The organism is Ureibacillus sp. GCM10028918, assembly GCF_042666115.1.
Taxonomy (GTDB): Bacteria; Bacillota; Bacilli; order Bacillales_A; family Planococcaceae; genus Ureibacillus.
Genome location: NZ_JBHTFK010000035.1, coordinates 1 through 20,167 on the forward strand (window position 1 = coordinate 1; position 20,167 = coordinate 20,167).

Here is a 20,167-nt window from a genome sequence, read left to right on the forward strand (position 1 = left end):
ACATTTCACTCTCGCACCAATACCAAAACGTCCTTCATCACACCTATGAAAGACATTTCACTCTCGCACCAATACCAAAACGTCCTTCATCACACCTATGAAAGATATTTCACTCCCGGTTCATTATCAAAATGTCCTTCATTCCGACCACGAAAGGCACCCTCATCCAATTTCACTTTCATTCGTCCTTCTCGCTAAAAAGCATCGAATGATTATCCTTCCGGAGTCGTCTTAACTATAGAAACCGTGGCACTACTGCCATTTGTCGTTCGCCTGTTCCTGCTAAAATACTGATAACATAATATAATGACCAACACAATTTCAATTGCGTCCCCACCATAATACATGAGCATTCCACCTTGTTGTGCTTCAGCAGCATCGATTCCAGCTGGCGGATTTGCATATATCCATTTTGATAAAATCCCATGGGCAGCCATCGACATAATTAAAAGAATTGCCCGTAATCGAAAACTAGTACGATGGGGTGTCACTTCTACATAGATTATGGATAGAGTGAAAACATAGCCGGCCAAAAATATATGAACGTGAACAAGTACAAACAGCCACATAGAAGAATGCATCAAACTATATAAATCGGTAGCATAGAGAATCCACAGTCCCCCTGCATTCAGAAAACTTGCTGCAACAGGATGGGTAACCCACTGAACATAATTATTTTTTAACAGTTTGCTCAAAAATCTCCCACTTGTGACAGAAACAGTTCTTAAAAGAAGTGTCGTCGGTGCAGCAAGTACTAAAAGTAATGGGCCTAACATACCCAGCAGTAAATGAGTGATCATATGTGCAACAAAACTTGTATGCGCTAGTTCAGCAATGGGGCCAACGATAGCCAATGAGACAGCCAAAACGCCCATTATCCAGAAAGCAATTCGTGTTCCTGGCCATTTCTTATATTTTTTATTCGATCTATTAACCATTACTAAATAACCGACAATGAATACGATTGGTAAAGCATAGCTCAGCAAATCGAGAAAACTATTTACTCCGATTCCGGCTCCATGATGATGCATTGCTATTCACCCGCTTTTTTCTTTGGCTCGGGTGTTTTTTTCTGTGCTACTGCAATCAACCCAATGACAATCATAAATCCAGCAATTACATTCCACACGATGTCGTAGTATATAACATCGTCGACATAACGAATCTGGTGCAGACGCATGAGTTTATGGTGAATGATGCCATCATATAATTGGAAAACACCGGCACCTAAAATAACAGCTCCTATCCAACCCCTTCTATCCCATACATTTCTCTTTCGAAGATCTGCCAACATAAAAAGAGACACAACTGTGGCGAACCAACTAAAGGCATGAAAAACCCCATCTGAAACCAGCCCTATACTAGTTGTAGATTTATCATAGAAATGGTGCCAATGCAAAAGTTGATGGAAAACTACTTCATCTATGAAAGCAACTAACCCTAATCCAAATAAAATGCCTGACCAAAAATTAAATGGCTCATCTTTGCTACTTTTTCTTTTTTTCATTGTATTCACCCTCAAGTATAATCTTGCTACTCGTCTCATTTTATCCACCTATGGCAAAAACTATAAGTTATGCTAACAATAATCAAAATTAAAAGGGTACCCGTTCTTCGAGTACCCTCTTTCGCTAAAATTATTTAAAAATAATCAGGATTTTTCCCTTAATATGATAAAGAGCTAATATGCCGGCTCCTGTTACTCGATCAGTAATATCTGTATGCGTTGCCATTTTCGTGGATTTTATGTGCTAACTGAATCGTTGATATAGCAAGTTCGGAATAAGTGACTGATTTTTTCGGATTGAATAATCCATCCTGTGAAGGAAGAATACCGATTGCATTTGCTAAGGCAACATAACCCTTATAGGTTACATCATTCGCATCTTTTAGTTCATTAAGTTGATAGACTTCCATGTGTTTTGCAGCTTGTTCTAGACCAAGCGCTCTTATATACCACACTGCAAGCTCTTCACGAGTAATATTCTCGGAAGACATAAACTGACTTTGCTCAGTATCCACAATTTCCATTCTCACTGCCTGTTCCACTACATGATAGTATTGATTGTCTGGACGAATATCTTCAAATGTTTGATGAGTCTCTTCCTGTTGTGGGTAGTCTCTTTCATAAACGTATGAGATTGATTTAAGAAGAACCTTTAAGGCTTCTCCTCTCGTTACTGGTGAACTTGCATTGAAGTTACCTTCATCAATTTCCAGTATATTATTTTGAATAAGGTAGTTTAGTTCTTCTTCTGCTTTATCATCTGTTACAACAGGATATTCTGTTCCACTAAACATACTTGTCCACTCACCACTAATTGCATCGATTGAAGTGTACGACTTTTCATTATAAAGGGGAGTATACACAAGGGAGTAGTGCTTCGTTTCCTCTGAACTATTTTCTTTCGCATATTGTAATTGCAGACTAAGAGACTCATCGAAAACTTTTTTCGCCTCTTCCTTCGATATAATTCCATCAGCTGTTGGCCATTCCTCTATATCAAGAGCATTCACACTAAGATTATTTAATGACCCATCAAAATTAATGCCTACACTAATATCATTTCCTGCGACCACAATTCCATTAACGATTCTAGGGAATGCGAAATTATAAACACCATAATCTTCGTCCGTATATGGTTGTGCAATAGGCTTAATATAATTATGCAAAGATGAAGGTACCCATTCCTTTAAGTATGCTATTGCCTTTGACAATGCTTCCTCACTAGTTAATTTTTTATCAGTGCTTGGTTTCTCTCCATTTTGCCTTAAAACTTCATTTTTTAAATTGTGATATTGAACTATTTCACCTGTTTGTTTGTCTAGCTCCAGGCTTGTCCCATACCCACCATTTTGAGATTCATAAGAGTAGTTAATGATAATGATGTCTTTGCCATCGCCATTTGTTCTTTCTTCAATGCTATCAAATCGTAACTTAATGTCATCAGAATCAATTGCTAACAATTGTGTAGCAATCTTTTTTGCATCTTCAACTGAAATAGCCTCTTGTCTTGGTTTTAATGGTTGTTGCACCAGTTTTTCTACCTTTTGATTGTTTGGCAGATTCTCTGTAAAACCATTATTCGTATGCCATTGACCAGTTAACGCATTGACGCCAGAATACTGAGTTACTGGTGTATAAACTAGTTGTACAGTAGGTTTATCTGTTCTGTAGTCATAGTTTACCTGGTATTGTAATTGCAGATTAATTTTTTCTTTTATTTTACTTAATACCTTTTCTTCACTCAGTAGGTTTTCTGCTTTTTCAAATGTACCTTTTCCATCGCTAGTTTGATTTTGATAATATTGAACTATATCCCCATTTCCAAGTACTACCACTTCCATCCTTTGATCCGCGACTTCGATTTTATTTTCTGTACGGATAAACGAGAAATAATAGTGTACTGGCTCTGTTAACAATTGATTTGAATAATAGTAGTAATATTCATTATTATTCTTATCTAGTTGGTATTGTTCCCCACCCGAAAATTCCTTCATAAAATCCTGTGCGATTTTTTGCGCATCTTCTTTCGTTACTTTCGCTGGGAATAGGGCATCTGTTTTGTTGATTGGTTCAAAATGAAAACTTTCCAATTCCAAGTTATCTCCCTTAAAAGTGGCACTTCCGTATATTTCTTTACCTTGCATTAATTTCGTAAAGCTTAGATCATATCGGATGGTTTCATCTTCTGGATAATAATGACCCGTACTCAGATAGAAATCTTCTATAGAGAGAAAATCAAATTTCTTCGGAAAAAGCTCCTTAAACTTTTTTACTATCTCGTTTTTCGAGATTACATTGTCTGTAGCAGCTACTTCGATTTGCAAACTATTTGCGAATGGTTTTTCAATTGTTTCGGCATTCCCTACAGACATTGCTCCTAGAGACATTGCAACTGTTAGAATAGGTATACCAATTTTATTTAATTTTAACAAAATATCCCTCCTAATTATTTCTACCAAATATTGTATGATAATCTTTCGAAATTAAAAATAGGAATTTCCATTTATCTTAACTTTTCATCGGTTCATTAATTACTTTTGCATAAAAAAAGGCAGCTTACCTTTCTAAACTGCCCTTTTCACATAGTTCATTTATTTTATTTATAATTTCAAAAACTTTTATCTTAACGCTTCACCACATTGAAATTCTCACCAATCAATAACCAGTTTTGCGGGAATGGGAATCCAAGCTTCCAGTAACTTATTCCTCGCAAGTTCAATCGTTTCATTAGATTAAACTTTGCTTGGATGGATCTTGCATCTTCGAACCATACTTTGTGTGATTTCCCTTCATTATCCACATAATTAAAATGTGGAGCCTGTGCCGTATAATCATACTCAATAACTGCATTATTTGTTTGTGCTAGTTCAATTGCTCTTTGCGGACTTACAGCTCGCGCATATTGCCCCCCCTGAACAAACGGCAGCGTCCAATCATAGCCATATAAATTTTGCCCCATCATTATTTTATTTGCAGGCATTTCTGTTAAAGCATATTGGATTACCTCTTCTACTTGTGGAATTGGAGATACCGGCATAGGCGGTCCACCTGAATAACCCCACTCGTACGTCATAAGTACAGAGAAGTCTACAATTTCTCCATGTGCTTTATAATCATGGGCTTCATACCATTGTCCAGCCTGCTCAGCACTTGTTTTCGGTGCCAGTGCAGTCGAAACCAGGAAGTCTTCTCCATGTAAATAATCCACTGCTCTTCTTAAGAAATTATTGTAGGCTTGCCGTTGATCACCTGGAAGAAATTCAAAATCAAAATGAATATCTGATACACTGCCAATTCTTCGTGCTTCTTCTACTATGTTTTCAAGCAGCACATCCTGAACAGCCGTACTTTGTAAAATGGCTTTACCTAATTCACCACTGAACTGACCATTTTCAAGATTGGATACTACCATCATTAAAGAGGCTCCAGCTTCCCTTGCCACCTGTGGTATTCCCTCAATGGGAAGTGGGTCAAGACTTCCATCTCTTCTTGCTTCATAGCTGAATGGTGCTAGATACGTTAAATACCGCCCTACACTTCTTGCTTCATTCAATAATTCCTGACTAACAGCGTCACCCGTTGGTTCAATATAAATATTGACTTCTGTACTTCGTTTTTGCATAGGTGGGATGTATAGCCGTGTTCCAACACTTAAAGGAGTGTTTACATTAATGCCATTGACTTGTGCTAGCGTGTTTGCGTTTAAACCGAAACGCTGAGCAATCGAATATAACGTATCTCCTTGTTGCACCCAATAAAAACTGCCAGTAATCGGAATAACCAATGCTTGCCCAATGACTAAACGCTGCGGATTTTCTATTTGGTTAGCTGTGATGATTCTTTCAGTTGTTGTGTTATAGGCTTGTGCGATACCAAAAAGAGACTGTCCATTCTGGACCACATGTATTTGAATCTCATTTCCTCCCTTTTATCGTTCATGGTAATTACACCTAGTATTTTATGTTTCTATTACTCTTTACATAACATACTTTTGAAAAAATAAGAATCTCGGAAAAAATATTAAGGAGCACTTACACGTTAAATCTAAATATAAAAAATTCCTATTCATAGCCAAAACTATAAATAGGAATCGTCATTTAGTTGACAATATTATGTTCATATAGATAATCATAGGTGATATCCACAAATAAGTATTCGTGATCATTTAATGCCATTGAGAACGTTCGAGTCATTTCTCCCGTTTCAATATCACTATAGATACTCGATAAATTGCCCTTTTCCGTATTTCGTATTTTGATAATATTAAATAAGAAATAAGGTCGCCAACTCCAGTTCTTACCTACCGCACACTCTTCAACATCCCACTTTCCATTATGACGAACGATATTGGGAGAAATCTGAAAGCCTTCATCATTACAAATATAAAAACGGAATGCATAATCCTCTAACTGTTTGGCTAACTGTAGGAGTTTTTCAACATTTTTGCCATCTGGCTTGGTAATCTCGACGATTGATGTAATCTTTTTCCCTAAATTCTTCATTTCTTTAAATTTACTTTCAAGCAATCTTTTTTCAGCAGAAATAAATTGCTTACATTCATTTCGGAAACGGACCTTTAATGTATCTTTCGGAATGAACTCACTTGCCGGCTTTTGTAAGTATACCCCTTTAAAAAATCTTGCTCCACTTTTCCATGCATGATGTAATTGGTAATCGGTCTGGATGTTATCAAACATTAAAGCTGCACCAATTTTCACTGCTAACGACTGAATCGTTGTAAACACATGGTTTTGTGCTCCCCATGCATTATAGTTTAATTGGCTGACATTAATTTTTAACGTAGCTGGTTCGAACATTAAAATTTGGTCAAGATTACTCTCGGAACCTATATGATCTAACGCAATTTTTACCCCATACGTTTTAATATAACGAATTGGATGCTGCAGTTGCTCTGTTTCCCCTTGGTACTTATGCTCAGGTATGACAAGATAGATAAATCGCAATAACTCTTCACCCAAGATTTCTTTTAATAATCGGAAATATCCATCACCAAAATCCTCCATTAACAAATTAGGATTACATGGAAGATAAAGTCTGACATGATTTTGAGAAACTTCTTCTTTTGCTAATTCGATTGCTTTTTTGACAACGGCATGTTCCAAATCAGTACGGATATCTATTGGTATTGCATCATCATATGTAAAATCCAGTACATTCACCGATTCCCCATTGTTCTTAATCTGGCCAATTACTTCGTAGGCGACGATCACATGCTCATCTGCACTATAAATTGGTTCGAATAAAATATTGATTTCATCTAACTTATCAAGAAAATCAAGTACATCCATCCACAAAACCCCCATGACTTACTACTTTTCATATCCCCATTATACACCAATTCATATGTTGGAAAAGATGAGACAATCCAAACAATTTGGACAGCGCTCTACACTATCATTATATTCGAGTAAAGGTTATTTCAAAACCTTCGCCATATTTCACAAAACAACTATTTCATTTTTTGAGCTTAAAATTTTGCATGCAAAAAAGCCATTCCAACTCGCTGGAATGACTCTTTTTTATATTTAAGTACACAGTGATAGGTGTAATATATAACGATTTTACTTACTTAATGTTGCACTAGCTGGTTCGATTGTTCCTTTTTTTTCCGAATTATTCGTAGTTGTTTTGCTATCCGGACTTACCGAACGCTTCAAGAATAGTGATAGAACTAATGCAACAACCGTAATACCTGTTGCAATTAAGAATGAATACTGAATTCCATCAAGCAATGCTTGTTGTGTAATTTGTGCTTTCATTGTTGCCATTTGCTCTTGTGTCATCGGACCAGTTGCATTCGCCTGTGCTTGTGCAGCTAACTCTTCTCCAGTTGCAGTTGTTCTCTTGTTCATAATCGCAATTAACAACGCTGTACCAATTGACCCGGCAACTTGTTGGATTGTATTGTTTGATGCTGTACCATGTGGGTTTAAACGAGCTGGTAAAGAGTTTAAACCGTTTGTCATGATTGGCATCATAACCATTGAGATCCCAATCATACGAAGTGTATAAATCATAATAATGTATAGGTGAGTTGAATTTAAATCCAGCTCGTGTAAGTAATATGTTGAAATTGCAGTAATTGTTAAACCAGTAATCGCCAAAATTTTCGGTCCAACTTTATCAAATAAACGCCCTGTAATTGGTGACATGATCGCCATTACAATGGCACCTGGCAACATCATTAATCCTGATTCGAATGGTTCAATTCCGCGTACATTTTGTACATAAGCAGGCGTTAAAATCATACCGCCCATCATTGCCATCGAAAGTACTGCACTAATGATAGCTGACAATGCATATAATGGTGATTTGAAAATCTCCATACTTAACACAGGTGTTTCAAGTTTTAGTTGACGTAAAACAAATAGTGTAACTCCAATAACCCCGACGATGATTGTCGTCAGTACGATTGGATCCGTCCATCCATCATTTCCGGCATTACTAAATCCGTAAAGTATTCCACCGAATCCAATTGTTGAAAGAACTAGTGAGAAGTAATCTAATGTAACTTTTTTGTTTGGAAGTACATTTTCTAATTTCCAAATACTAAATAATAAACTTAAAACGGCAATTGGTATGATCATCTCAAAAAGTACTCGCCATTCGTAATGCTCTACAATCCAGCCAGATAAAGTCGGACCAATTGCTGGAGCGGCAATCATTACTAACCCGAACATCCCCATCGCTGCTCCGCGCTTTTCTACTGGGAAGCTAATTAACATAACGTTCATTAAAATTGGGGCCATTACAGATGAACCCACAGCTTGAATCATACGCCCGGCTAATAAGACTCCAAAACTTGGAGCAATCGCAGCTACTATTGTACCCACTACGAAAATGGACATTGCAAAAATAAATAATGGTCTAGTTTTAAAACGAGTAATCAAAAATGCAGAGGCAGGTATTAATACCCCACTCACTAGCATATAACCTGTTGCCAGCCACTGTACAGTTGAATACGTTACACCCAAATCAACCATAATGGTTGGAAGTGCAACATTTAGTAAAGTATTATTCAAAAACGCAACAAAAGCGCCCACAAAAAGAACCGCAATCATTAAATACGGGGGCTTTTCCAGTGTTTGATAATTATTATTGCTCATATTTATATTTTCACTCTCTCTCTTTAATCATTTCATCCCTCGAAATACATTCTATACCGTTAGTCTATTTTTTTCAACAAAAAAATAATTATAGTTTAAAATGTTGAAATGAAAGTGTTTTCAAATTATACTTACGGTATAAAACTTTCAAAACAAGGGATAGTCAGGTGACGTTATGAACAAAAGGAAACGACAAATCATACATGCAGCACGGCAACTTTTTTTAGAGAAAGGTTTTAATGATACATCTATTATCGACATTATATCTTCGGCTAATGTGTCTAAAGGAACATTTTATAATCACTTTAGTTCGAAAACACAATGTTTAATTGCCATCCTTGATGAAACAAGAGAAGAGATCATTAGTACCCGATTAGAAGTAGCGTTAAATACGAACCCTAATGATATAAATGTACTACTTAAACAAATGGCGTTAATAGCCTATGTCCATCGTAAGCGAAACTTAATGCAAATATTTGAAGCCGTATCAGGAAATAAAGATCAAGAATTAAAACAAGTACTAGAAAAGCATCTAATCCACGAGATTGAATGGCTTGCTTCTAGATTGGTTGATATATATGGAGAAAATATTCGTAAATTCTCATATGAGTGTGCGGTACAAGCCATTGCCATGATGCAAAACTCTTTTCGCGTTATTGCCATGGTCACAAAACAATTGGCTACACCTGAAGATGTGGTAAAAAATGTACTAAATCATGTTGAAGGAATCCTTGTTCATTTACAGAAAACGAATAGCGTTTTAATCACTTCCGATATATTCCAAGCTCTTCATCAAAAAGCAGAGGAAACACAAATTACAAAAAGTACACTGCTTCAACAACTGCACGGTTTTACAGAAAAACTAACTCCTGATGACATGGAAAGCGGAGTCGAATATGCAAAGTACTTACTAAATGAACTGCAAACAGAAGAGGAAAAAACGTATATTTTAGAAGCTGTCCTACCTGCTTTTAAAAATGCTTTTAAAGACACTTCTCATGAAGCAGAAGCAAACGAAATATCCATTTCACTATGGCGATATCTACAAATAAAGAATGAAGAGAAAAATTATAATGCCCCTTATAGATGATTTAGTGAGGGATTTATAAATTGGGATACTTTGGAGCATACCTACAACAAGAAGTATTGGCAAAGAGGAATTTAAATAAGTAAAGCATCTGTGCAATCATTATCGTTGTTGCACGGGTGCTTTTTCTATATAGAAAAATATTATTTAAGCTAAACCAGGATTACTGTATAAATATTTAACTTTAGGTGTCTATATCTAAATTATATTCTAAATATGACGATATACGTCTTAATGAATTGTTTTAAGAATAACACTTGAGGTGAAACAAATGAAAAGTATTAAACATAAGTTACTTCTGATAAATTTAATAATTATTATTTTGATATTAATTTTAAGCAGCATTACTTACTTATCAATCAATAATTCCAATGACAATGTTCAAGACATTCTGGAAGAGGAAATGCCCCTGCTAATAGCCGATGAAAAATTAGCTTTTAATATTGCTGAACGAATCGCTCTAGCACGTGGCTACTTGCTCTACCCTGAAGATCAATCCTTCAAAGAGTCTTTCATGACGTATACGGAAAACAGTATGTCTCTGCAAGAGCAAATACTTAATAATGGCGCATCTGAAGAGGCAAAAATCCTTATCAATCAAAGTATCGAATGGAGAACAATCGTTACGGATGAAGTGTTTGTTGAATTAGAAAAAGGAAACCCCGACAAAGCTATACAAATAATGAAAGAAAAGGCACAGCCACTTGGACGTGAGATTATGATTGGATTTGAGGAACTTTCTACCAAGAGAGAAAACTTAATTGTTAAAGATGGAGATTCAGTCCTTCAATCACTTGATACTGTAAATATTACAGTACTGGCTATTTCAGCAATTGTTATTATAACTGCGGTTTTGTTATCCCTATGGAGTGCTCAAACAATTACTAAACCAATAAAAATTGTCATGAAGCGTATGCATCAAATCGCTTCTGGAGACTTACAATTTTCCAACTTAGAAACTAAGTCAAAGGACGAAACTGCTCAACTTATGGATGCTACAAATAGCATGGGTAACCAATTAAGGGATATTATGAAAAACCTTATAGTATCAAGTGATATTGTGACTAGTCAAAGCAAGTCCCTTGCAGTCTCATCAAACGAAGTCAGAGAAGGTAGTTATCAAATTGCAAAGACAATGGAAGAATTAGCATCCGGTGCACAAGATCAAGCACAGGATTCCGCTACTCTCGCAGACACTGTAACAGATTTTATCAAGCTTATGAGCGAAACAAACCAATCCGGAAACGAAGTCAGAGACTTAACAGAAGAAGTAAAAACATCAACAGATACAGGTAATCAGCTAATGCTTCAATCTGAACAAAAGATGGTTGAAATCGAAGAGATAATAAAACAATCTGTTGAACGAGTAAAAGGATTAAATGAGAAAGTTACTAACATCACTACCCTGATTAATGTGATTACTGGAATTGCAGAACAAACAAATTTACTAGCATTGAATGCTGCCATTGAAGCTGCCAGGGCTGGAGAGCACGGTAAAGGTTTTGCGGTAGTTGCTGATGAAGTGAGAAAACTAGCTGAGGAAGTTAAGCACAGTGTATCAGATATTACGTCTATAATTTCTGCAGTACAATATGAAGCAGGTAATGTAAGTAGTTCCTTAACATCTGGCTTTGAAGCTGTACAAAGTGGAACACAACAAATAAAAGAAACGTCTGGAACATTTAATACAATCTCTACTCTAATAGATCGTATGGCAAATGGGGTCGCCATCATATCTAATGATTTGGAAGCATTGTCTGCACGAGGTGAGAAAATGAACGGTGCTATCGCAAGTATAGCAAGTGTATCAGAAGAATCAGCTGCCGGTATTGAAGAAACGACTGCTTCTACGGAACAAACATCAAGTTTAATGGAACAAATATTAGAAAGTGCAGAACAATTAGCAGGGCAATCCGAACAATTAAATAAAATTACTGGTCAATTTAAAATATAAGAACTAAGTAAAAGAGGAAGATTTAATTAGATCTTCCTCTTTTCTCTGTTAACTAAATTCTCTAATACCCCCAGCATCAGATAAGATAATGCCCACAAAGTCCCTGATATCCGAACTACCAATCGAATTAGTTTAGTTTAATAATTTCAATACGATTATATAATTATTTTCGGGGTAGATAGTTAGGTAGTGAATAAATTAAATCTAGTAATTCAATAGAATTTTATTCCTATTAATTTTTAACAGTTATAAAGCAAAGATTAGAAGGAGCCTAGGGATTATGCAAAAATTTTTACTAACCTTAGTCGCATTAACTTTATGGGTTTTCTATCCTACAGATTCAGTTGAAGCCAAGGGAGAAACATTTACTATTACACCAAATAGCGAAACATATAATAGAAATTTCATGAGTCAATCGAATTACAATAAGTATACGAAACATTATTTTTTAATTCGTTCATATCTTGAGCAGCTTGAAGAATCAGGTGGAGGTACACTCGTATTAGAAAAAGGAACTTATACTGTGTCAAACGTATTGTTCGTCCCTTCAAATGTAACGATTAAACTAGAAGACGGTGCAAAAATTGTAAATGGAAATAAAACTGGTACATCTAAAGTTGATGCTAATAAATCCATTTTTCAGTTGATCCGGCCTTCTCTCGGGAAAAAAGAACATGTCTATGGCAAATATGAGGGTGAGAAAAACATCTCCATTATCGGCTCTGGTACAGCGACCATTGACTTGAATTTCGAAAAGGATGGGATTGGGATTATTGCCGGCCATAATCAAAATATCAGGATTGAAAATATTAATTTTATAAACATGTATTCTGGCCATTTCATTGAGATGGACGCAACAAAAAATGCTGTTATCTCCAATAATAAGTTTATGAATTCAAAACCTTCCCCAACCAAAATAAAAGAAGCAATTAACATCGATACCCCTGACAAGCTAACGAACGGCTGGAGCTCTAAGTGGAGTAAGTTCGATAAAACACCTAACTCCAATATAACAATAGAAAACAATGTTTTCTACGACCTGGACCGGGCAATCGGCACACACAAATATTCTGGCGGGAGATATCATGACCACATCATCATCCGCAATAATAAAATAGAGAAAATGCGTCAGGATGCAATTCGCGTATTGAATTGGCGTAATGCTATAATTGAGAACAATATAATTAAAAATGTTGACCCCGGTAAATACAACGCGAACAGGGGCATACTGGCCAGTGGTGCCATCAACCCAACTTTCCAAAAAAATATATTCGAGAATATACCGCGCGCTATGCAATTCATAGCTTGGAAAAACAGTGATTCAGGTTCCCAATATGATGTAACATATAATGAATTAAGTGAAGAAAATAAAGAAGCTCTTACTTCAAATAGCATTATTCATTTTGTGGAAGATTTTATCCGTATTAATGCTAAATCTATGATAGTTAATAAAGAAAATACTGAATTAATACCCGTGCTAACAACATTCTCCTGCTTTATAAAAAGAGGCCTATATTTTACCACCATGTCTTTGTGAAAGTTACATCATGCCAATCGTTTGCAGAGGAGTGCGTTGTATCTTTAACGAATGATTAAGTCGAATAAAAGTAAAAACAGCCTTGCTAGATTTATAGCAAGGCTGTTTCACTAAATTACATCTGATGCTCCACATTTACACGTTTTACAAACAGTGAAATGACAAAACCGATAATCGCCATAATAATGGCAAAGATGAATGCATCCTGAACTCCTGCTGTAAATGCAAGCAAAGGATTTAGCGGGTTGGCTGGATCTTCTGGCGTAAATGTTTCTAAACCAGAAGACATTATAGAGATAGCGACAGCTGTTCCAATAGCTCCAGCAACCTGCTGCAACGTATTCATAATGGCAGTCCCATCAGGATACAGCTCACGCGGAAGCTGATTCAAGCCATTTGTCTGCGCAGGCATCATGATCATGGAAATACCTATCATCGTAATGATATGCATAGCAATAATAAAAGCGGAGCTCGTTTCGATTGTTATAGTCGAGAATCCAAACATTGCTCCAAGTAAGATGACAATTCCAATTCTAACGAGCCATTTCGGTCCGTACTTATCAAACAATCCACCCATAACTGGTGACAGAATCCCATTGATAATCCCGCCCGGCAAAAGAAGAAGACCAGCTGCAAACGTAGTAAGTGCGAGTGAAGTTTGTAAGTAAAGCGGTAAAAGAATCATCGTTGATAGCATAACCATCATGCAAACCAGAATTAATAAGAGGCCAATTGTAAACATTGGATACTTAAATGCTCTTAAATTAAGCATAGGCTGCTGCATTTTCGTTTGTCGAATTGAAAATAGTATTAAGGAAGCTACACCGACAATAATGGAGATAATAACGGTTGGACTTCCCCAGCCGCCGCCTTCTCCTGCACTGCTGAATCCAAATACGATTCCTCCAAACCCAAGAGTCGATAATATAATAGAAAGAAAATCAATTTTGGGCTTGGTTGGTGTTGCAACATTTTGCATAAAGAATAAACCAAAAATAAGGGCTCCGATTAATAGTGGAAGTGAAATCCAGAAAATCCAGTGCCATGTTAGATTATTAATAATAATACCCGAAATAGTCGGACCAACAGCTGGTGCAAACATAATAACAAGACCTATAATACCCATAATGCTACCACGTTTATGTGGTGGGATAATTAATAGCATAGTATTAAACATTAATGGCAGCAATAAAGCTGTTCCAACCGCCTGCACTACACGCGCTATCATTAAAACAGCAAATGTCGGCGCAATAGCTGCTATTAACGTTCCAATAATTGACGCAATTAGTGCTGTAAAGAATAGCTGTCTTGTAGTAAACCATTGCATGATGAGTCCTGAAACAGGTACCAGAATACCTAGTGTTAGAAGATAGCCCGTGGTTAACCACTGTGCCGTTGTTTCCTGTATACCAAAATCATTTATAAGATTTGTTAATGCCATATTTAGGGCTGTCTCACTAAACAAGCCTATAAATCCGGCAACAACAAATGAGATGATGATTGGGACAACCCGTAAATCACCAATATTGATCTCTCCCGATTTAACTTGCTGTGTATTACTCATTTCCATTTTGTTTCTCCTCTTGTGTCTCTTGACTTATTATTAATAGCAAGGATAACTGCTTTGCAATCCTTCGCAATGGATTTCCATCTTGATATGTAATCGATAAAATGCACGCGCCTTCTATCATCGCCGCTATGGTTATCCCTAGTTCTTCCGCCTGTTCCCTCTTAAACCCATACTGTATTAGGATTTGAGCATGTAGAGACTGTAAATCCTTGAAAACCATCTCACATGAATAACGAAGGTTCTCATGTGTAAATGCTGTTTCCGATGCGATTAATCCAATTGATAACCCGTCTATACAACTTCTCGTGTCAAATACAGCAGCAACATTATGAAGATAATATTCGAATGCTTCGGCTGCCGATTTTTTTCCAGTTAAATCCCTCTCAGCATCTTCGAACACATACTTTCTCATCATTGAAATGGCCTCAATGGCAATTTCTTCCTTTCCGTTTGGAAAATGATAATAAATTGAACCTTTGGGAGCTCCACTTTCTTCAATGATTTGATTAAGCCCGGTTCCGTTATATCCCTGTCGTTGGAATAAGCGAGTTGCTGTTTGCAAGATGACTTCCCTTGTATTTTGTTTTTCCTTCATCCAGAGCTCACCCCCAAAAATTATAGCAACCGGTCTAGAGTATGTTAACGAAATTTTTTATATGAGTCAATAAGAATGACTTTAAATTTATAATATCTTTACAATGAAATCTGCCCTACGCAAAAAATATTTTATTGCTGGCAAAGGGTTGGTGAACCTCATAGTCAAAGGGTAACACCCTGCTCTTCCAAACAGATGCAGGCATCAATACCAATTACTTGAAGTACGCTTATTGGAAGACTCCTTCCAACACACAATGTTACTACCCATATCGGGCGCACCATAAAAACCACTTCTCAAGAATAGTCTTGAAAAGTGGTTTTGCTTTGGTATTTATGCTTTTTAGGGATAACCGAACTTACGTCATACCACCCGTAAATTTAAATCTTCAACTTTTACTTCGATGGCTTAAATTGGTCATCTAAATATCGCGCCATGAATGCAGCAAAATGTTGACGTGATAGATTAATAAATGGCTTAAATGTTCCATCTGTAAACCCGGTAGTAATATTGTTTGCTACCAGTGTGGAAATATAGTCATAAGCCCAATAATCTTTTGATATATCCTTAAAATCAACTGGATAAGTTCCTTCTATGTCATTAGCTAAAACCAGGATCTTAGCAGCTTCAGATCGCGTTAACTTTCCGTTTGGTTCAAAATACTTTTGACCTTGTGCGTTTACTTTTCCATTGATGATACCTAGTTCAACAGCCTTAGCAATTTCTTCATATCCATAATCACCAGGCAGCACATCTATAAATCCTGGATTAACGACATTAGAAAAATCCGAAATTCCCTTTTCTCTTAAAATCAGCTGTAGAGCCTGGATACGAGTAATTAGGTTATTTGGTTTAAATGTACCATCTGCATAACCTTTAATAATCCCTTTTTCTGTTAAATACTCAATCTCATCTTCAAAGGAAATGACATCTTTAAATGTAGATTCACTATCTAAATCTACTTCGAAATTAGGCGTTGCTTTTGGTAACGTTCTAGCGTTCGTTGCTTGTTCAAATGAATAGGCTAAATCTAATAGAGCTTGTTCACTGTATGCCAACCCTAAGAAAGAGATTCCAACAGGTACCTCTTCCTTCGTAGCTCCAGCAGGCACCGTAATTTCAGGGAATCCTGTTGCCGAAGCTACATAACTTGCAGCATAAGTATCATAGGCTTCACATACATATGTTGGATCTTCCTTATCAAATCTCGGTGACGCTGGACAAGACATTGTTGGGAAAACAATCGCATCCAAATTTTCCCTTTCCATGATTGATTGAATTTCATCACGTACTTTAGGCATTTCGTTTGTTATGATTTGATTATATTCCGCGCTGTCTTTAAATTCTGCTTGTTCCATAGAGGTTTTATACCCTTCTACACGTCCAGGATTTACTGGCGTTGCCGAATTTAAAACTTCAGGAGATTCACTAATATTGATGATTTCTTCAAGTGTTTTTGGTTGCCCTTCAGGGAGCTTTGCAAGGTAATCTTCCAATTGAACTTTAAAGTCCGCATCATTAATCGGTCCAACAATTGGTGTCCATAAATATTGTGTTAGTTCTGAGAAAGACACCGGAACAGCCTCTGTACCTATTTCCTTCATTTTTGCTATAGCTTCTTGCGCAATCGCATCCACTTCTGCATTATCTCCAAAGAGGTCAACAGCTACGCCGATTCTTGCGTTTTGTAATGCAGTCTTGTCTAAGGATTTACTATAATCTTCGATAATATGTTCCTTTGCAGGCAACGTTTTATCGTCTTTTTCATCGACCCCGGCCATAACACTCAATACAATAGCTGCATCCTCCACGGATCTTGCTATCGGACCAGTCGTATCGAAATTTAAAGAGGATGGAACTACCCCACTGCGACTTATTAAACCTAGAGTGGGTCTTATGCCAACTAGCCCAGTAACATTCGCTGGTCCTCTGACTGATGCAGATGTATCCGTACCTATTCCAAATACAGCAAAATTGGCTGTGACTGCTGCTGCAGATCCGCTACTTGATCCAGAAGCATCACGATTCAGATTGTAAGGGTTTAAAGTTAAACCACCCAAAGAGCTGTATCCTAATCTTCCATAAGATGCTGCTAACTCTGACATATTTGTTTTCGCTAGGATAATTGCTCCTTCTTCCCTAAGCTTCTGAATGACAAATGCATCGTCTTTCGGAAAAGCATTCTTTAATGCAACAGAACCCGCAGAAGTAGGCATTCCTTTTACGTCAATATTGTCTTTTACAACAATTGGAATACCATGAAGAATGCCTCTCGGTCCATTCCCTTGTCTTTCTTCATCTAGTTGTTTAGCAAGCTCGATCGCTTGATCATTAATTGTAATGATTGAGTTAATCGCTGGACCTTGCTTGTCATAAGCTTCTATACGCTCTAAATAGTACTCGACCAATTGTTCAGAAGTAATTTGGTTGTTATTTAAAGCATCAGAAATTTCACTAATACTCTTTTCAAATGCATCAAATTCCATTTCTTCTGCTGAAACACTTACCAATGGAAGCATCGTCATTACTAAAATAAATGCAATCAGGGTTTTATACTGATACAACGTCTTAAACATAGTGTTTCCTCCCTATTTCTTTCTCTATTAAACTATTATTATCATCAAAAAAATATTATATTTTTATAGTTTAAATTGCTGTATAACTTCTTCTAATTCTACTGACATTCTAGCTAACTCTTGAGCTGCTAATGAAACTTCCTCCATTGAAGCACTCATTTGTTCGGAAGATGCAGCAACATTTTGCGAATGTTCGTTTACCTCTATACTCGTTTTCGAAACTTCCTCTATATTGGCTACAACTTGTCCTATATGATTTTTCATGTTTTCCATTGCTATACTGACTTCCGAGATTTTTCCTGTGACAGTAAGAACCGAATCCTTAATTTCCCCAAAGGCCTTTCCACTTTCATTTACAAGTTTTATTCCTTCTTTAGCAGAGTTCGCCCCTTGATTTACAAGGCTCATTGAATCCTTTATGCCATCTTTTATATCAATAATTATTTCATTTATTTGCAATGCCGAATGGCTCGACTGCTCTGCAAGTTTTCGTACTTCATCTGCTACTACCGCAAATCCTTTTCCATGTTCACCAGCTCTTGCCGCTTCAATTGCAGCGTTCAAGGCTAATAAGTTTGTTTGCTCTGAGATTGACTGTATCATCAAACTGATCTGGCTAACCTCATTTGATTTCTCATTTAATACGCCAATTTTTTCAGCAGAAGAGCTTACGTTTTTGTCTATTTCACCCATTTGTTTTACAGTCTGCTCAACAACATCACTACCTTGTTTAGCAGTTTCTGCTGAATAATGGATAGAATGACTTACATTGTTCATGCTCACCGTTACATCATCAACGTGCTTAAACACTTCGTTGATTATATCTACAGCATTATCCATAGCGACATTCTGTTCGTCTGTTCCAGTGGCAACACTTTGGATTGAATCAGATATCTGATTTGAGGCTTTTTGATTCTCTATAGAAGATGCCGCCAGCTCCTCAGAAGTAGCAGATAATGCCTGAGATTCAAATGAAATCTTTTTAATGGTTTCTTTTAAACTATTAGACATAATATTGTAATTCTTGGCCATATCTCCAATTTCATCATTCGACTTAATCTCAACTAATTGAGTCAAGTCTCCATTTGACATAGCTAATGATACGTCACTAATACTTTTGATTCTTCGAGTTATACCTAAGCTCACCAAAATAGAAACTATAACGGCTATTACCGCAATAATGCCACCGATAATGAATATATTTGTACGGATGGAGTTTGCCGTCGCTAAAAGTTCACTTTTTTCGATTACGCTGATATATTTCCATCCTTCATTTTTTGAAGATACTGTGTTTAACACATAATCTTTGCCATCAATTTTTGCTTCAAATGAGCTATCTTTACTTAAATTCTCTAGTTCTGGAACTTTCAGATCAGAAATTGGTTGGAAGTTTAATTCTGGATTCTTTGGATGTGCAAGGATTGTCCCATCTCCCTGCGCTAATATTACATAACCATTTTTTCCTATACTAATTTCCTTAATCATATTTGTTAGCCCATCTAGACTTACATCTAGGCCTAACACACCTACTTGTTTCCCGTCATTTTCAATCGTAACAACATTACTTACGATAATTCCTTCTATCCCTGTTGCAGCATAGGCGCTTGTTAATTTTACTTTTCCTGGATCTTCAGCAGCGGTAGTATACCAAGGACGATCTCTTGAATCGAAGCCAGCTGGCACTGGACCTTCGGGATATTGGACATAACCTCCATCCGATGTACCCATATAAACATAAGCGGCATTAGGATGACTCTCACTAAATTGAGAAAATACCTCATATATTGCTTTCTCTTTCCCCCCATTTGCTGAAGGGGTCATGTCAATTGCTTCCTCTCCCTCTACGTCCATATAGGAGGTAATACTTGAATCTGCATCTTTAACAATAGGATTGGTAGCTAATAAATTAACATTTTCCCTAACCGAATCAAAATACATGGAAATCCCATTGTCCACTTGCTTAATTTCTCTTTCACTAAAATTGATATAATCTTTCTCGGTTTTTTCGCTGACTGTTTTATTTACTAAAAATCCTATAAAGATAATCGGTACTAATGAGATTAATAACGAATAAATTAAAACTTTTGCTTTAAACGAAAATCTTCTTTTATTCATATTGTCAAACCTTTCTATTGTTTTAGTGCAATAAGGATAAGTTGCCTGTTACTGCATAGCTTTAATTTTTAAAACTCTATAAAAAATTTTCCCATCCAT

The 20,167-nt window shown here is 36.5% G+C and carries 13 protein-coding genes; 3 read left to right on the forward strand and 10 right to left on the reverse strand.

Translation table 11 applies throughout. The annotated features are described in order from the left end of the window. Positions 1 to 212: 212 nt before the first annotated feature. The 6 genes from ACFQU5_RS16780 to ACFQU5_RS16805 form a co-directional block, all read right to left on the reverse strand. A complete protein-coding gene (locus ACFQU5_RS16780) occupies positions 213 to 1,031 on the reverse strand; it encodes a cytochrome c oxidase assembly protein (RefSeq protein ID WP_390290372.1) in 819 nt (272 codons plus the stop codon). Positions 1,032 to 1,033: 2 nt separating this feature from the next. After that, the gene (locus tag ACFQU5_RS16785; protein ID WP_390290375.1) at positions 1,034 to 1,507 is read right to left on the reverse strand and encodes a DUF2243 domain-containing protein; all 474 of its coding nucleotides are present in this window, start codon (positions 1,505 to 1,507) and stop codon (positions 1,034 to 1,036) included. 200 nt (positions 1,508 to 1,707) lie between these two features. After that, the gene (locus ACFQU5_RS16790; protein ID WP_390290378.1) at positions 1,708 to 3,939 is read right to left on the reverse strand and encodes a YcdB/YcdC domain-containing protein; all 2,232 of its coding nucleotides are present in this window, start codon (positions 3,937 to 3,939) and stop codon (positions 1,708 to 1,710) included. A 191-nt stretch (positions 3,940 to 4,130) separates the two neighbouring features. Beyond that, complete coding sequence (locus tag ACFQU5_RS16795) at positions 4,131 to 5,420, reverse strand: glycoside hydrolase family 18 protein (RefSeq protein WP_390290486.1); 1,290 nt, start codon at positions 5,418 to 5,420, stop codon at positions 4,131 to 4,133. A gap of 184 nt (positions 5,421 to 5,604) precedes the next feature. Further along, on the reverse strand, positions 5,605 to 6,816 hold the full coding sequence (locus ACFQU5_RS16800; RefSeq protein WP_390290381.1) for an EAL-associated domain-containing protein: 1,212 nt from the start codon (positions 6,814 to 6,816) through the stop codon (positions 5,605 to 5,607). Positions 6,817 to 7,089: 273 nt separating this feature from the next. Next, complete coding sequence (locus ACFQU5_RS16805; RefSeq protein ID WP_390290384.1) at positions 7,090 to 8,634, reverse strand: DHA2 family efflux MFS transporter permease subunit; 1,545 nt, start codon at positions 8,632 to 8,634, stop codon at positions 7,090 to 7,092. A 175-nt stretch (positions 8,635 to 8,809) separates the two neighbouring features. Between ACFQU5_RS16805 and ACFQU5_RS16810 the strand changes: the two genes are divergently transcribed. The 3 genes from ACFQU5_RS16810 (at position 8,810) to ACFQU5_RS16820 (ending at position 13,212) form a co-directional block, all read left to right on the forward strand. Then, entirely contained in the window at positions 8,810 to 9,724 is a 915-nt protein-coding gene (locus tag ACFQU5_RS16810) for a TetR/AcrR family transcriptional regulator (RefSeq protein ID WP_390290387.1), read from the forward strand. A gap of 268 nt (positions 9,725 to 9,992) precedes the next feature. Continuing rightward, positions 9,993 to 11,675, forward strand: coding sequence for a methyl-accepting chemotaxis protein (locus ACFQU5_RS16815; RefSeq protein ID WP_390290390.1), 1,683 nt, complete (start codon positions 9,993 to 9,995; stop codon positions 11,673 to 11,675). Positions 11,676 to 11,955: 280 nt separating this feature from the next. Continuing rightward, on the forward strand, positions 11,956 to 13,212 hold the full coding sequence (locus tag ACFQU5_RS16820) for a right-handed parallel beta-helix repeat-containing protein (protein WP_390290393.1): 1,257 nt from the start codon (positions 11,956 to 11,958) through the stop codon (positions 13,210 to 13,212). Between the two features lie 115 nt (positions 13,213 to 13,327). On the opposite strand, the gene ACFQU5_RS16825 is transcribed toward ACFQU5_RS16820, so the two are convergent. The 4 genes from ACFQU5_RS16825 to ACFQU5_RS16840 all read right to left on the reverse strand — a co-directional run bounded on the left by ACFQU5_RS16825 (position 13,328) and on the right by ACFQU5_RS16840 (position 20,068). Then, positions 13,328 to 14,776 (reverse strand): DHA2 family efflux MFS transporter permease subunit, encoded by a 1,449-nt coding sequence (locus tag ACFQU5_RS16825; RefSeq protein ID WP_390290489.1) that lies wholly within the window; start codon positions 14,774 to 14,776, stop codon positions 13,328 to 13,330. Further along, complete coding sequence (locus ACFQU5_RS16830; RefSeq protein WP_390290396.1) at positions 14,769 to 15,377, reverse strand: TetR/AcrR family transcriptional regulator; 609 nt, start codon at positions 15,375 to 15,377, stop codon at positions 14,769 to 14,771. The genes ACFQU5_RS16825 and ACFQU5_RS16830 overlap by 8 nt, the downstream gene beginning before the upstream one ends. Positions 15,378 to 15,772: 395 nt before the next feature. After that, positions 15,773 to 17,953 (reverse strand): amidase family protein, encoded by a 2,181-nt coding sequence (locus tag ACFQU5_RS16835; RefSeq protein ID WP_390290399.1) that lies wholly within the window; start codon positions 17,951 to 17,953, stop codon positions 15,773 to 15,775. A gap of 63 nt (positions 17,954 to 18,016) precedes the next feature. Further along, positions 18,017 to 20,068, reverse strand: coding sequence for a methyl-accepting chemotaxis protein (locus tag ACFQU5_RS16840; RefSeq protein ID WP_390290402.1), 2,052 nt, complete (start codon positions 20,066 to 20,068; stop codon positions 18,017 to 18,019). Positions 20,069 to 20,167 lie beyond the last annotated feature (99 nt).